Here is a 14,907-nt window from a genome sequence, read left to right on the forward strand (position 1 = left end):
GAGCGCCGCGTGACGCAACCGACCAGCATCCGACCGACCGGCATCCGCCGAGAGATCGTGCAGCTGCCGCTGTTCCTGCAATTGTTCGGCGTCTCTGCTGTATCCATGCTTTTGCCGTCGATCTACGGGTTGGTGGTGAATGATCATCAGGCCAGCCGCGCGTTCCTTTATGCTGGAGTTCTGGGGCTTGTCGCTTTCACCCTGATTGCCATCGCCCATGCCGGGCGCAAACCTTTGGACGGCGCATTGGGGCCGCTGTTGTCCCTGCTCTCGGCTTTTGTCTTTCTACCAGTGTTTTTCGCGATTCCCTTTCTTGAGGCACTGCCGACCACCCGTTTTGTGAATGTCTATTTCGAGATGGTCAGCGCCTTGACCACCACTGGGGCGACGATGTTTGAAAACCCCGCCCGGTTGAGCAATACGCTGCATCTCTGGCGTGCGCAGGTCGGCTGGATGGGCGGCTTGCTTATGTGGGTCACAGCGTCGGCAATTCTGGCGCCCCTGCACTTGGGGGGATTTGAAGTGACCGCTCAGGCCGAACCCGGACGGCCCGACGACCGTATCGGCGCCCGGATGGGCAAGATCACCCCGCGCCAGCGTTTGCTACGAACAACACAGGCGTTGCTGCCGATATACACCGGGTTGACGTTGCTGCTGTGGCTCTTGCTCGTGATCGGTGGAGAGACGGCATTGGTTGCCCTTTGTCATGCGATGTCGGTCTTGGCGACATCGGGCATTTCCCCGGTCGGCGGGGTGGATAACGCGCAGATTGGTGCCTCTGGCGAAGCGGTGATGATGCTTTTCATGCTGTTCGCGCTTTCACGTCTCACCTTTTCCAAAGACACAATTACGGCGACCCAAGGCGGGCTGATGACCGATCCTGAGTTCCGCATCGGCCTTCTTGTGGTGATCGGCGTGCCTTTGCTGCTTTTCGCCCGCCATTGGATTGGCGCGTTCGAGGTTGAGGTTGAGGTCGATGGCGCCCGCGCGCTTCAGGCGCTTTGGGGTGGGCTGTTTACCGTGCTCTCCTTCCTGACGACCACCGGTTTTGTGTCAGAGCATTGGTCGGATGCGCAGAACTGGTCGGGCCTGCGCACGCCGGGCCTGGTTCTCATGGGGCTTGCCCTGATCGGCGGCGGCGTGGCCACTACGGCGGGCGGTGTGAAACTGCTGCGGGTCTTTGCGCTTTATCAAAATGGCGTGCGCGAGATGGACCGTCTGGTCTATCCCAATTCCGTAAGCGGGGCCGGTGCGGCGGGACGGCGGCTGCAAAGTAACGGCGCGTTCATCGCGTGGATCTTCTTTATGCTCTTTGCGATGTCGCTGGCCGGGGTCACATTGCTGCTGACCCTAACCGGTACATCATTCGATGCTGCTGTGGTCATGTCGGTTGCGACACTATCGACCACCGGGCCGCTGATCGAACATGCCGCCGATACACCCATTCGTTTGATTGAACTGGGATTGGCCGCGAAAATCATTCTCAGCGGCGCAATGGTGCTGGGTCGGTTGGAAACTTTGGCGATTATTGCGCTAATGACCCCGAATTTGTGGCGCGCTTGACACGTTTGGCAACCGATCCGCCCTAGTCCGCTGATATTGGGGCTGGAAACTCGCGCTTGTGCACTCCATACTTGACGCAATGGGGGGGTCCGGTACGCGGACGCCAGCAAGAAAAAAAGGCGAGACTACCATGGCGTCAGACAGACAGAACCTTCAGGATGCGTTCCTAAACCACGTTCGCAAGACCAAGGTCCCGGTGACAATTTTCCTGATTAACGGCGTTAAGTTGCAGGGTGTGATTACTTGGTTCGACAACTTCTGCGTTCTGCTGCGCCGTGACGGTCAATCGCAACTTGTCTACAAACACGCGATTTCGACCATCATGCCAAGCCAGCCGATCAGCCTTTATGAGGGCGAAGACGCTTCTTGAGCCGTCCAGCATTTCAGATCGACAACAGCGATGGGCCCCGCGTAACGCGCGCTTGGGTGCTGCATCCTGATATCAAAACCGACAACGACCGGCGCGCGCCAGAACCCGCGCTGGCCGAAGCTGTGGCATTGGCCGAAGCGCTCCCTGAACTTGAGGTGGTGGGGTCCGAAGTCGTGCCCCTGCGCACCGTCCATGCCGGAATGCTGTTCGGCAAAGGCAAGATCGAAGAGTTAGAGCAGCGCATGAAGGCCGCCGAGGTCGAGCTTGTGCTGGTTGACGGCCCCGTAACGCCGGTGCAGCAGCGCAACCTTGAAAAAGCGTGGGGCGTGAAACTGCTTGACCGCACCGGGCTGATTCTTGAGATTTTCAGCGACCGCGCCGCCACCCGCGAAGGTGTGCTTCAGGTCGAGATGGCCGCGCTAAACTACCAGCGCACGCGTCTGGTGCGGGCTTGGACCCACCTTGAGCGTCAGCGGGGCGGTTTGGGCTTTGTCGGTGGTCCGGGTGAGACCCAGATCGAGGCGGACCGCCGCGCCATCGACGACCAGTTGGTGCGTTTGCGCCGCCAGTTGGAAAAAGTCGTGAAAACACGCGCGCTGCACCGCGCCGCGCGTGCCAAGGTGCCTTTCCCGATTGTCGCATTGGTGGGCTATACCAACGCCGGGAAATCCACGCTTTTCAACCGCTTGACCGGGGCAGAGGTGATGGCCAAAGACATGCTCTTTGCCACGCTCGACCCGACCATGCGCAGTCTTGTGTTGCCGGACGGGCCTGAGATCATTCTCAGCGACACGGTGGGTTTTATCAGCGATCTGCCCACCGAACTTGTCGCGGCCTTCCGCGCCACCCTCGAAGAGGTGCTGGCCGCCGACATCATTTGTCACGTGCGCGATGTGTCCCACGCCGAGACCGAAGAGCAGGCCCAGAACGTGCGCGATATCCTCGCATCCTTGGGCGTCCCGAAAGAGACCCGCAGTTTCGAGATTTGGAACAAGCTGGACCTGCTCCCCGAAGACCGCGCGGACGCAATGCGCGCACGGGCTACGCGCAACGACGATGTGCTGGCAATCTCGGCCATCACCGGTGAGGGGCTAGAGGCGTTTCAGGAAACCATCGCCGAAGCGCTGCAAGGCGCGGTGCGCGAGGCCGAATTGACCCTTGGCTTTGCCGAAGGCAAGAAACGCGCATGGCTGTTCGCACAGGACGTGGTAGAAGGTGAGCGTCAGACCGAAGACGGGTTTGAGATCACCGTGCGTTGGTCCGCGCGCCAAGAGGCTGAATTCCAGCAGATTTAAAAGCTACGGCGCAGTCTGGGGCAATTTTTGCCCCGGCAAGCATCGAAATCGGCACGCTGCGTCGCATATGGTGAAACGACCTTTTGCGGAGCGCGCCACATGACCCTTATCATCCTGTATATCTCAACCGTCGTTATCTTTCTCGGGCTGGACTACCTTGGGCTGACCTATCTTATCAAACCTGCGTTTGAACGCGATATCGGAGACTGGTTGCTGGATGAATTTCGAGTCGCCCCGGCGCTGATCTTCTACGCCTTCTTCGTAGCGGTGGTGCTGTGGTTCGTGTCTTGGCCCGCGATGGTGCAGGATCACTCGCTGCTCTGGGCTTTTGGCAATGCGCTGCTGATCGGCGCGATGGGCTATGGCACCTATGAGTTCACCAATCTGGCGACGCTCAAGGATTGGACATGGGCCATGGTGGCGCGGGATTTCACTTGGGGGTCGATCCTGACCGGCACGGCGGCGACGGCAGGTGTGGCGATCACCCGCGCACTGACCTAACGGCCGGTTTCGGTAGACCAGCGCCAAGCGCCGGGTTGCAGCCCGGCCAGTTCCCAATCGCCCACACTGGCGCGGATCAGCCGCAGGGTGGGCAGCCCCACATGCGCCGTCATGCGCCGCACTTGGCGGTTGCGCCCCTCGCGGATGGTGATGCGCAGCCAGGCATCGGGCACGGTTTTGCGAAAACGCACGGGTGGGTCTCGTGGCCAGAGGGGCTCAGGCGCGTCGATCTGATCCACATCTGCCGGGGCGGTTTTGCCGTCTTTCAGCATTACGCCTTTGCGCAGCGCGGCGAGGGCGGCCTCATCCGGGGTGCCTTCGACCTGCACCAGATAGGTTTTAGGGCGTTTGTATTTGGGATGCGCGATGCGGGCCTGCAACGGGCCATGGTCGGTCAGTACCAGCAACCCTTCGCTGTCGCGGTCCAAACGCCCTGCGGGGTAGAACCCTTTTTCGTCAATGTAGGCCGACAGGGTGGGCCGCGTGCTGCCCTCGGTGCCTTTGTCAGTGAATTGCGATAGAACGCCGTAGGGTTTGTTCAGCAGGATCACGCGGGCGGTCATGGGGCAGGCTCCAATCGGGTTACGCCCACGGCAGCAGCGCGGGCCAATTCGGCATCAAGCGACATCGGGATATATTCACCGCGCCGCCAGAGTTGCGCCATGTCGTCGTAATGGCGCGATAGGAAATGCCCCGATTGCCCGGTGGAGGTGACAAAGACCGAACTGTCGGGATCGGCAAAATCATAAACTCCACGATAGCCCGCGCCATGCACATTATAAAACGGGTCTTTGCCGGTGCCGCGCGTCAGCCCGCGTTGCAGGGTGTTGTCTCCGCCCGATGTCGATTGCCGAATGTTCACGAAGTAACGCAGCAGGGGGACTTCACCCAGTACGGGATGGTCATGTGTCGCTTGATGCGCGTCACCCCAGCGAAGCGATTCAAGCTGCGTGCCCCATGTTTCATTAATCCACAGCAGTGCGTCATCGAGCGCGAGGCGGGCCATGTCATGGCAGGTCTCGACCGGGGCGGACTGGCGCACGTCGCACCATTTGGCGGCGCCCTGCACATCGCGGAACGCGCGTTCGATAAAGAGCGGTTGAACGTGAGTGAATTCTTCGGCCAGTGGCCCCAGTTCATCGCGGATCAGACGGTCCTGCAGGGCGCGGAACCATGCGGCATAGATCAGCGGCTCGGGCAGGTGTTCGTTCATCTCACCCGACCAGCCCGCCAGCAGATCCAGCGCGCGCTGGCGCTGGCGTTCGGGCGTGCCATCGGGCGCGGCCTCTCCGGTGAACCACAACTCAGCGCCGATCAGCGGCAAGAGCGCGCGGGCCGTGGGGCTGACCGTATCAAGCTGCGCTTCGATGAAACTGTCGCGGGTATGTACCTCGCGGTTCTGCATCAGCCTCTGCCAGCGTTGCACCCGCTGTGTGTCGCCCCAGACGAAAGAGACATGGTTGGGAAAGGGCCGATCGACGGTCTTGTTGTTGGTATTGCCAAGGATGCCGCCCGCGGGGGCGATGAACTCAGGGTTGGCGGTATAGGGCAGCATCCCATCCCAACGGTTTGCGGAGATCCAGCCGGGGCTGGGCATGCGCCCCTCGCTTTGGTGATTGGCGTCGCGGCGCGGCATGGCGCCGATGGTTTTCATGGCGATGGTGTCGCGGTCCACCAGCGTCAGGTTCTGTGCCGGGGCCACATAGTCTGTCGCCGCATTGATCGCCTGCTGCACCGATTTCGCGCGCATCACCTTCATTGCGGCGGCAAGCGATGTGTCCTCTTCGGTAAAGAGGGTCGAGGCGACAGAGGCCACATGCCCCGGCGGCGTGATGCTGCCAAGGTTGTAGTGGCTGCCCGGCAGCACGGGGCCATTGTCGGTCCAACGCAGGGTGACGGTGATGGGGTCAGCATCGGCGATATTGATGATGGATGAGCGTTTGCGGAATTTCTTGAACCCGTCGGGGGTGCGGTATTCTTCGGTGTTGTCGGTGTTCAGCTCTTCGATATAGACGTCTTGGTCATCGACATAGGCGGTGGTCAGCCCCCAGCCCAGATCGGCGCTGCGGCCCGTTAGCACCACAGGCATGCCGGGTATCGTGCCGCCGATCACGCCGCCGGTCTCAAGCTCCAGCCGGGCAAGATACCAGATCGCCGGGGCGGTGAACCCCAAGTGCGGATCATTGGCCAAAAGCGTGCCGCCCGCAGCAGAGCGCGACGGCGCTGCGGCCCAAGCGTTGGAAGCCCCGGCGAAAGCCTGCCGCTTGAATGGCGACAGCGGATGGCTGTCCATCGGCGCTGCGGCGGCGTGGCGCGTTGTCACGTCAGGAAAGAGAGCGGCATATTCGGGCAGGGCGGCGACCCCGCTGCCCGGCGCATCCGGCAGGATGTCGCGCAGACGGTCCTGGTCGCTTAGCTCCAACGACACCCGCGCGCGCAGCACTTCCGCCTCCAGATGGCCCGACATTTGCAGGCCCATCAGCTTGGTCACCGCCAGTGAATCCGCGGGCCGCCACGGGGCCATGGGCGCGTTGAACAGCCACATCTCTGGCGCACCGCGGCCCAAGGCTTCGGTGTTGATCTGATCTAGCCGCGCGTTGATCCCGGCGGAATAGGCTTCAAGCGCTGATTTAGTTTCGGGATCAAGCTTATCCGCAGAGGCCACGGCGAGCCGATAGATATCATAGCGCCGCATCAGTTTGTCGGTGGTCACGGTGGCGGGGCCAAAGACCTCTGACAGCCGCCCCTGCGCGGTGCGGCGCAGGGTGATCAACTGCCAGAGGCGGTCTTGGGCGTGGGCAAAGCCAAGGCCGAAAAACACATCCGCGTCCGTCTCACCAAAAATATGCGGCACATTGGCATTGTCGCGCACGACCTCCACAGGGGCAGTGACGCCGCGCACCTCAACCGTATCGTCATAGTCGGGCAGCGACCGCGCGGCGAACCAGTAGACCAGTAGCAAAACCACGACGCTCAACGTGACGAGAAACACCGCCAATCGGATAAGCCAGCGAAACATCAATGCCATCGGGGGGTCCTCGGCTGGCGCGCAGATTGACCGGAGCGCGCAGGGTGGTAGGTGTTGTGACAGGGAATAACGCAACTGAATGATAAGGAAAAGCACATGGCAAAGCTCGCGTTTTTGGGACTGGGGGTCATGGGGGCTCCGATGGCGGGGCATCTTCAAAAGGCGGGCCACGAAGTGACCGTCTATAACCGCACCGAAGCCAAGGCCGAAGACTGGGTGAAAGCCTATGGCGGCGCCATGGCCAAGACCCCGCACGCGGCGGCAAAGGATGCGGATTTCGTCATTGCCTGCGTAGGCAATGACGATGACCTGCGCTCGGTCTGTTTGGGAGAGGACGGGGCCTTTGGCGGCATGACGGCGGGGGCGATCTTTGTCGATCACACGACCGTTTCTGCGGCGGTGACACGCGAACTTTATGCCGCCGCCGATGATGCGCAGGTGAGCTTTGTCGACGCGCCGATTTCGGGCGGTCAGGCAGGAGCGGAAAACGGCCAATTGTCGATCATGTGTGGCGGAGATGAGGGTGCATTTGACAGGGCGCTGCCAATCATGGAGGTCTATTCAAAGATCTGCCGGCGCATTGGTGACAGCGGCGCGGGCCAGATGACCAAGATGTGTAACCAGATCGCCATCGCCGGGCTAGTACAGGGGCTGTCAGAAGCGCTGCACTTTGCTGAAAAAGCCGGGCTTGATGGCCGCGCGGTGGTTGAGGTGATCAGCCAAGGTGCCGCGGGGTCATGGCAGATGGAAAACCGTTATGAGACGATGCTGGACGATAAGTTCGAGCATGGTTTCGCCGTTGATTGGATGCGCAAGGATCTGGGCATCTGTCTGGACACGGCGGATGAGACAGGGGCGAGCCTGCCGGTCACGGCACTCGTCGATCAGTTCTATAAAGACGTGCAAAAGCAAGGCGGCGGGCGTTGGGATACGTCGAGCCTGATCAAACGCTTGCGCGCCATGGGCTAAGCCAAACGGCAAATGGAAAGGGCAGCGCCTGCATGAACTGGCGCTGCCCCTCAAAGACCATTGGTCTGCCCCGATTTAGGGAATGATCCGCGTGTATTTCGTACCTTCCAGCGTGGCGCCAAGGCGCAGGCCCGCGCGGCCAAAGACCGCCGCCAGCACTGGGGCCATGACGGTGGTCGTGTCAGCGCTTACGCTGTCGCCCTTGTCGGAAATCACATATTCCAAACCGGCGCCAGCAGCCCAACCGGGCGAGCTGCGGAAATCGCGCAGCGCGGGTTCGGTCATGAAGAACAGCACATGCGCATATTGCTGCGCGCCGATCTGCAACCCGCCCGAAGCTTTGGTTACTGAATAGTAGTCCACTGTCACGTCGTTGACGCGCAGCGCGCCGCGCCCGTATGCACCGCCAAAGCCTAGGCCCGCTTCGGTGACCAGCGGCATGACCAACATACCATTGGCCTTTTCCGCCAGCTGCCGTGTGTTGGGATAGCCGCGGTACATTTCGGCCAGTGTTGCGTCGACGCGCGCGTCGATCATGGCGCTGCCGCGCCCGCCCACGCCGTTGCCGCATGCCGCCGTCACGCCAAGCGCCGAAAGGGCGCCCAAGGTCACAATGCGCCGATTGTATGTTCGATTGCTCATGTTATCTGCCTGTATATTAAGATCGTTTGCCTGCTGCCGGTTTTCCCGACTTGAGCGGAGATTACGCATAATCACGCGCTTTGTCATGTTGATTGGACCCTTTGCGCAGATTTACGCCCTTAGGTCACGCGCTTTTGGCCAATAGCCGGGCAACATCGGGGGCAAAGTAGGTCAGCACCCCATCACAACCTGCGCGCTTAAAGGCCAAAAGGCTCTCCATCATTGCGCGTTCGCCGTCGATCCACCCTTGGTCAGCCGCGCCCCGGATCATGCTGTATTCGCCGGATACCTGATAGGCGAAGGTCGGCGCGCCAAAGGTGTCTTTCACACGGCGGCATATGTCCAGATAAGGCATGCCGGGTTTGACCATGACCATATCCGCGCCTTCCGACAGGTCGCGCGCCACCAGCCGCAGCGCTTCATCGCTGTTGGCGGGATCCATCTGATAGGTCTTCTTATCGCCGGTCAGGGCCGAAGAGGCACCCACCGCATCGCGGAACGGGCCGTAAAAGGCGCTGGCGTATTTGGCGGCATAGCTCAGGATCATCACGTCATGGTGCCCTGCGGCCTCAAGGGCGTCGCGGATCGCGCCGATGCGACCATCCATCATATCTGACGGTCCGATGATATCGGCCCCCGCTTCGGCTTGGGCCAGCGCCATCTTGACCAGCGCCTCAACCGTGCGGTCATTCACGATGATGCCGTTTTCGACAAAACCGTCGTGGCCGTTAATGTTATAGGTGTCCAGCGCCACATCGGTCATCACCACCATCTGCGGCATGGCTTCTTTGATCGCCGCGATGGCGCGGTTGGTGGCGTTTTGCGGATCCCATGCGCGGGCGCAATCCTCGGTCCGGTCCTCGGGGCCGGTATAGGGAAAGACGCAGATCGTGCCGATGCCCAGTTCCGCCGCCTCGCGCACCGCCGCGACCAGCTTGTCAACCGAGCGGCGCATGACACCGGGCATGGAGGGGATCGGCTCTTCGACGCCATCGCCTTCGCGCACGAACACCGGCCAGATCAGATCGCCCAATTGTAGGTCATTCTCGCGCACCAGCGCGCGGATACCGGCGTTGGCACGGGTGCGGCGCAGGCGTGTGGCGGGGAAGGGGGCGTAGACGGGTTGCATCAAAATTACCTCAGAATGGCTCGGCACGGGCTTGCCATGTATTTTTGAACGCCTCAACCCTATGAATCGCCGCGCCGGACAGCTAAGAGATGCGAACTTTAATTTCGGACGAGCACGCCTTGGACTGGTATCAGACCCTTTTCGAAATGATCGACATGCGCTCTTTCTCGAACCTATGGTTCTGGATCGCGCTGGCGGTGATGTGGTCGACCGCAAGCCATTGGGTGCTGGGCGTGCCCTTTGACATGGTGCTGCGCGCCCGCCGTCACGGGGGTGAGGCGCAGACCGATCTTGAAGACATTGTTCGGATCAACGTGAACCGGATGCTCTATATCTCTCAAGTTTCAGGGCTTTGGCTATTGGGTCTGGGTTTCTTCGCGCTGAGCACTTTGGTGCTTTTGGGCTTTGCCTATGACATCGAATTTGCCCAAGCTCTGCTTCTGCTCGGCTTTCCCATGTCGTTGGTTGGGCTGCTGAGCCTGTCGACCGCGCGGCTGATCCGCATGGAAGGGTCCAGCGGCGACGTGTTGCAGCGACGTCTGATGCGTCACCGCCTCTATACCCAGATCATCGGCATGGTCGCGATCTTTGTGACGGCACTCTGGGGAATGTATCAAAATCTAAACCTTGGCCCGCTCGCGGGTTGACAGGCCACGCCGCAGGCCCAATTGAGACCCGATGAACGATCCGCGCAATATCACCCTCTCCGGCGTTCCCGAAGGCTTTGATGCCCGCGCCATCCTTGATGAAATCGCCAAGGGCGGCCAGCCGGTGACCCATGTGGCGCGCGATGACAAGCGCATGGCCGCGATGCAGGCCGCACTGCGCTTTCATGCGCCTGATATGCCGGTGTTCACCTTCCCAAGCTGGGATTGCCTGCCCTATGACCGTGTGTCGCCCAATGCGGATATCTCCGCGCAGCGCATGGCGACCTTGGCGGCGCTGGTGCATGGGATGCCGGATCAGTTTGTTCTACTGACCACGCTGAACGCAGCCAGCCAACGCATCCCCGCGCGGGACACCCTGCGCGATGCCGCCTTTGCCGCGCGTGTCGGTAGCCGGATTGACGAAAAAGCACTGCGCGAATTTTTGGTGCGCATGGGCTTTGTGCAAAGCCCCACGGTGATGGAGCCGGGTGACTACGCCGTGCGGGGCGGGATCATCGACATCTACCCGCCGGGCGACCTTGGCCCGGTGCGGCTTGATCTTTTCGGGGATGTGCTGGACGGCGCGCGGCGGTTTGACCCGGCGACGCAGCGCACCACGGAAAAGCTTGATCTGGTGGAGCTGGCGCCGGTCAGTGAGGTAATCCTCGACGAGGCGGCGATCACTCGTTTCCGACAGAACTACCGCATTGAGTTCGGCGCAGCGGGCACCGATGATCCACTTTATGAGGCGATCAGCGCGGGCCGCAAACATCAAGGCGCGGAACATTGGTTGTCGTTTTTCCACGACAATCTCGAAACGCTCTTTGACTATCTGCCGAAGGCCACGATCACGCTGGACGATCAACTGACGCCCATGCGCCTCGCGCGGTGGGACACGATTGCCGACCAATATGAGACGCGACAACTGGCGATGAAGACGCGCTCTAAAATGGACAGCGTCTATAAACCCGCGCCGCCCGAAGGGCTATATCTGACCGACGACGCTTGGAACGAGGCGTTGATTGGAAAACGGGTAATCCAGTTCAACCCATTGCCGCAGCCCACTGGGCCGGGCGTGTTGGACGCAGGTGCGCGGATCGGACGCAACTTTTCGCCCGAACGCCAGCAAGAATCTGTCAGCCTTTTTGGTGCTTTGGCTGCGCATATTAAGGCAAAGCTTGAAGTGGGGCCGGTGCTGATCGCCAGCTATTCCGAAGGCGCACGCGAACGCCTGACGGGGCTGATAGAAGACGAAGGGTTGGCCGAAGCGATCCCGGTTACTGATGCCACGCGGATCGGTAAACGCGGGCTGCATCTGGCCGTTTGGGCGCTGGAGCATGGCTTTGAAGCGCCGGGGATGACGGTGATTTCCGAGCAGGACGTGCTGGGCGACCGCCTCATCCGTGCGCCGAAACGCAAACGCCGGGCCGAGAATTTCCTGACCGAGGCGCAAAGCCTCAGCCCCGGCGATCTGGTGGTTCATGTGGACCACGGCATCGGGCGCTATCACGGCATGGAGGTGGTGACCGCCGCCGGTGCTGCGCATGAATGTCTCGTGCTGGAATATGCCGAGCAATCTAAGCTTTATCTGCCAGTTGAAAATATTGAACTGCTGTCGCGTTATGGCCACGATGAAGGTCTGCTGGACAAGCTCGGCGGTGGCGCGTGGCAGTCCAAGAAAGCCAAGCTCAAAGAGCGCATCCGCGAGATGGCGGATAAGCTGATCCGTATCGCCGCCGAACGCGCGCTGCGCAAAGCGCCAGTGCTCGATCCGCCGCCCGGCATGTGGGACGCATTCTCGGCCCGGTTCCCTTATACAGAGACCGACGATCAGCTGCGCGCCATTGGTGATGTGGTGGATGACCTGACCTCTGGAAATCCAATGGACCGTCTGGTTTGCGGCGATGTCGGCTTTGGTAAGACCGAAGTCGCCATGCGGGCGGCTTTTGTTGCGGCGATGTCGGGTGTTCAGGTCGCGGTGATCGCGCCGACAACGCTGTTGGCGCGGCAGCACTACAAAAGCTTTGCAGAACGTTTTCGCGGTTTCCCGATAGAAGTGCGCCAACTCAGCCGCTTCGTCTCGGCCAAAGAGGCCGCGACGACGCGCGACGGGATGGCTAAGGGCACGGTCGATATTGTCATCGGTACGCATGCTCTGCTGGCTAAAGGCATTCGGTTCAAAGACCTCGGCCTGCTGGTGATCGACGAAGAGCAGCATTTCGGTGTGACCCACAAGGAACGGCTGAAATCACTGCGGACCGATATCCATGTGCTGACACTGACGGCCACGCCCATCCCGCGCACTCTGCAATTGTCGCTGACCGGGGTGCGCGATCTGTCGGTAATCGGCACACCGCCCGTCGACCGCCTTTCGATCCGCACCTACGTCAGCGAGTTTGACGCGGTGACGATCCGCGAGGCGTTGCTGCGTGAGCATTACCGGGGCGGGCAGAGTTTCTATGTGGTACCCCGCCTGAGCGATCTGCGCGAGATCGAGGATTTCCTTCAGGCGCAGCTACCGGAACTCTCCTACGTCGTCGCCCATGGGCAGATGGCACCGGGGGAGTTGGATGACCGGATGAACGCTTTTTATGATGGGAAATTCGACATTCTGTTGGCGACGACAATTGTTGAATCCGGGCTCGACATTCCGACCGCCAACACCATGGTCGTGCACCGCGCCGATATGTTCGGCCTTGCGCAGCTCTATCAAATTCGGGGCCGCGTGGGCCGCTCCAAAACACGCGCCTATGCGTACCTCACGACCAAGCCACGTGCCAAACTGACCGATACCGCGCAGAAACGTCTGCGGGTGTTGGGCAGCCTCGACACGCTCGGCGCGGGCTTTACGCTCGCATCCCAAGACCTTGATATTCGCGGGGCGGGCAACCTGCTGGGCGAAGAGCAATCCGGCCAGATGCGCGATGTGGGCTTTGAACTGTATCAGTCGATGCTGGAAGAGGCGATTGCCAAGATCAGAGCTGGCGAGATGGAAGGCCTGAGCGAAGCCGACGAGCAATGGGCGCCGCAAATCAACCTCGGCGTGCCCGTGCTGATCCCCGAAGATTACGTGCCTGATCTCGACGTGCGTTTGGGCCTCTATCGACGCCTGAGTGAGCTATCGACCAAGGTGGAACTCGAAGGTTTTGCCGCAGAGTTGATCGACCGTTTCGGCAAGTTGCCGAAGGAAGTTAACACGCTCATGCTGGTGGTGCGGATCAAGGCGATGTGCAAACGCGCCGGGATTGCCAAGCTTGACGGCGGGCCTAAAGGGGCGACGATCCAGTTCCACAATGATAAATTCGCTTCACCCGAAGGGCTGGTGCAATTTATTCAGGATCAGCGCGGGCTTGCAAAGGTTAAGGACAACAAGATCGTCGTGCGCCGCGATTGGAAATCGGATGCCGATAAGATCAAAGGTGCCTTTGCCATCGCGCGTGACCTTGCCGAACATGTGATCGCCAAGGAAAAGCTTGCGAAGAAGGCAAAAGCCAAGGGCTAAACCCGATGGGGCGGCGGTTATTCCGCCGCCGCCGGCTGCCGATTTTCCACCCGCCCCATGTAGAGCATCAGCGCATAAGCGACGATTGCCATAAAGAGCATCGCCAACGCCAGCGGCTTTGTCGTGCCGTCAAACATGAGGCCCACCGGGGAGGCAATGAGGGCGGCCAACACCGTGGAGATCGCCCCCACGATGGATGCCGCCATGCCCGCAATATGGCCCATCGGTTCCATGGCGATGGCGTTCAGGTTGCCCAGCGTCAGCCCCGCCTGGAAAAACAAGCAGGTCTGGAAAAACACAAAGGCGGCAAAGCCGTAAGGGTCGGGCAGGGCGCCGAGATTTGCAAAATACATGATCCCCGACAGAATGATCTGCGCGCCCAGTGCGATGGTCACTAGCCGCCGCATGCCATAGCGCACGACCAGCAGCGCGTTGATCAGGCTGGCGCTGGCGGCCACGACGGCGATGCCGCCAAACCACAACGGAAAGCTATCGCCCCGCCCATAGACGCTGTCATAGATTGGTTGCACCAGCATCAGCATTGAAAACAACATCGCCAAGGCGAGCGATTGTACGAGAATCGACAGACGCACCGAAGGATGCGTCAGCAACTCGCGCACGGCGCTCATCATCAGCCCCACCCGCAACGGACGGCGGTTTTCCCGCGGCAGGGTTTCGGGCAGGCGCAGACCCATCCAGATCACGGAAATGATTGAGAATGCCATGAAAGCGATAAAGATTGCGCGCCAACCCGCTACGAGGATGATCCCCGCGCCCAGCATTGGCGCAAGCGCTGGAACCAGCGCAAAGACCATCATCACAACCGACATGATCCGGGCCATCTCACGCCCCTCGTAAAGGTCGCGGATGATCGCCACGGCCACCACGCGGGGGCCAGATGCACCGAGCCCTTGGAAAACCCGCGCCACCAACATGACTTCGAGCGAGTTGCTCATCCAAGCGACGAAGGCGGACAGCGAATAAAGCGCCGCGCCGCCAAAAACCACGTTGCGTCGGCCAAAGGCATCAGACAGCGGCCCGCTAAAGAAGGTGCCAAGCCCCATGCCCAGCACGAAGGCCGTCAGGATCAGCGGTGCGCGATGGGCGAGTTCTGGGGAGAGTTCTGCGGCAATCTCGGGCAGGGCAGGCAGCATCGCGTCGATGGAAAAAGCGATCGTAGCGAACATCATCGCGATAAGGCCGATGAATTCGATCCGGCCCATGGCGAATTTTGAGTTTTCAGTGGTCACGCGGCGCTCCG

12 protein-coding genes are annotated in these 14,907 nt (G+C 60.8%); 7 read left to right on the top strand and 5 right to left on the bottom strand.

The features are described from left to right. The first annotated feature begins 9 nt into the window (after positions 1 to 9). The 4 genes from DSM110093_RS07140 to DSM110093_RS07155 all read left to right on the top strand — a co-directional run bounded on the left by DSM110093_RS07140 (position 10) and on the right by DSM110093_RS07155 (position 3,729). On the top strand, positions 10 to 1,563 hold the full coding sequence (locus DSM110093_RS07140; protein ID WP_243267387.1) for a potassium transporter TrkG: 1,554 nt from the start codon (positions 10 to 12) through the stop codon (positions 1,561 to 1,563). Between the two features lie 130 nt (positions 1,564 to 1,693). Then, the gene (gene hfq / locus DSM110093_RS07145; RefSeq protein ID WP_007119530.1) at positions 1,694 to 1,933 is read left to right on the top strand and encodes an RNA chaperone Hfq; all 240 of its coding nucleotides are present in this window, start codon (positions 1,694 to 1,696) and stop codon (positions 1,931 to 1,933) included. Continuing rightward, positions 1,930 to 3,228, top strand: a complete 1,299-nt coding sequence (hflX, locus tag DSM110093_RS07150; RefSeq protein WP_243267388.1) for a GTPase HflX — start codon at positions 1,930 to 1,932, stop codon at positions 3,226 to 3,228. The genes hfq and hflX overlap by 4 nt, the downstream gene beginning before the upstream one ends. A 99-nt stretch (positions 3,229 to 3,327) precedes the next feature. After that, positions 3,328 to 3,729 carry a DUF2177 family protein gene (locus tag DSM110093_RS07155; protein ID WP_243267390.1) on the top strand — a complete coding sequence of 134 codons (402 nt, stop codon included), beginning with the start codon at positions 3,328 to 3,330 and terminating at the stop codon, positions 3,727 to 3,729. Here the strand turns inward: DSM110093_RS07155 and DSM110093_RS07160 are convergent. Continuing rightward, positions 3,726 to 4,292 (bottom strand): pseudouridine synthase, encoded by a 567-nt coding sequence (locus DSM110093_RS07160; RefSeq protein ID WP_243267392.1) that lies wholly within the window; start codon positions 4,290 to 4,292, stop codon positions 3,726 to 3,728. The genes DSM110093_RS07155 and DSM110093_RS07160 overlap by 4 nt on opposite strands. Beyond that, positions 4,289 to 6,757: a penicillin acylase family protein gene (locus tag DSM110093_RS07165; protein ID WP_243267393.1), complete on the bottom strand. Its 2,469-nt coding sequence runs from the start codon at positions 6,755 to 6,757 to the stop codon at positions 4,289 to 4,291. Before DSM110093_RS07165 ends, DSM110093_RS07160 begins: the two co-directional genes overlap by 4 nt. Positions 6,758 to 6,853: 96 nt before the next feature. Between DSM110093_RS07165 and DSM110093_RS07170 the strand changes: the two genes are divergently transcribed. Next, positions 6,854 to 7,726 carry an NAD(P)-dependent oxidoreductase gene (locus DSM110093_RS07170; RefSeq protein ID WP_243267395.1) on the top strand — a complete coding sequence of 291 codons (873 nt, stop codon included), beginning with the start codon at positions 6,854 to 6,856 and terminating at the stop codon, positions 7,724 to 7,726. 75 nt (positions 7,727 to 7,801) lie between these two features. Here the strand turns inward: DSM110093_RS07170 and DSM110093_RS07175 are convergent, their stop codons facing one another. Further along, the gene (locus tag DSM110093_RS07175; protein WP_243267396.1) at positions 7,802 to 8,368 is read right to left on the bottom strand and encodes a YSC84-related protein; all 567 of its coding nucleotides are present in this window, start codon (positions 8,366 to 8,368) and stop codon (positions 7,802 to 7,804) included. A 124-nt stretch (positions 8,369 to 8,492) separates the two neighbouring features. Then, positions 8,493 to 9,497: a porphobilinogen synthase gene (gene hemB, locus DSM110093_RS07180; protein ID WP_243267397.1), complete on the bottom strand. Its 1,005-nt coding sequence runs from the start codon at positions 9,495 to 9,497 to the stop codon at positions 8,493 to 8,495. A gap of 119 nt (positions 9,498 to 9,616) precedes the next feature. Between hemB and DSM110093_RS07185 the strand changes: the two genes are divergently transcribed. Continuing rightward, the gene (locus DSM110093_RS07185) at positions 9,617 to 10,144 is read left to right on the top strand and encodes a component of SufBCD complex (RefSeq protein ID WP_243267682.1); all 528 of its coding nucleotides are present in this window, start codon (positions 9,617 to 9,619) and stop codon (positions 10,142 to 10,144) included. A 31-nt stretch (positions 10,145 to 10,175) separates the two neighbouring features. Next, positions 10,176 to 13,646, top strand: coding sequence for a transcription-repair coupling factor (gene mfd, locus DSM110093_RS07190; protein ID WP_243267398.1), 3,471 nt, complete (start codon positions 10,176 to 10,178; stop codon positions 13,644 to 13,646). 17 nt (positions 13,647 to 13,663) lie between these two features. Here mfd and DSM110093_RS07195 read toward each other — a convergent pair whose 3' ends face one another. Then, positions 13,664 to 14,869 (bottom strand): multidrug effflux MFS transporter, encoded by a 1,206-nt coding sequence (locus DSM110093_RS07195; RefSeq protein WP_243267683.1) that lies wholly within the window; start codon positions 14,867 to 14,869, stop codon positions 13,664 to 13,666. Positions 14,870 to 14,907: the final 38 nt, after the last annotated feature.

This window comes from Sulfitobacter sp. DSM 110093 (assembly GCF_022788715.1).
GTDB lineage: Bacteria > Pseudomonadota > Alphaproteobacteria > Rhodobacterales > Rhodobacteraceae > Sulfitobacter.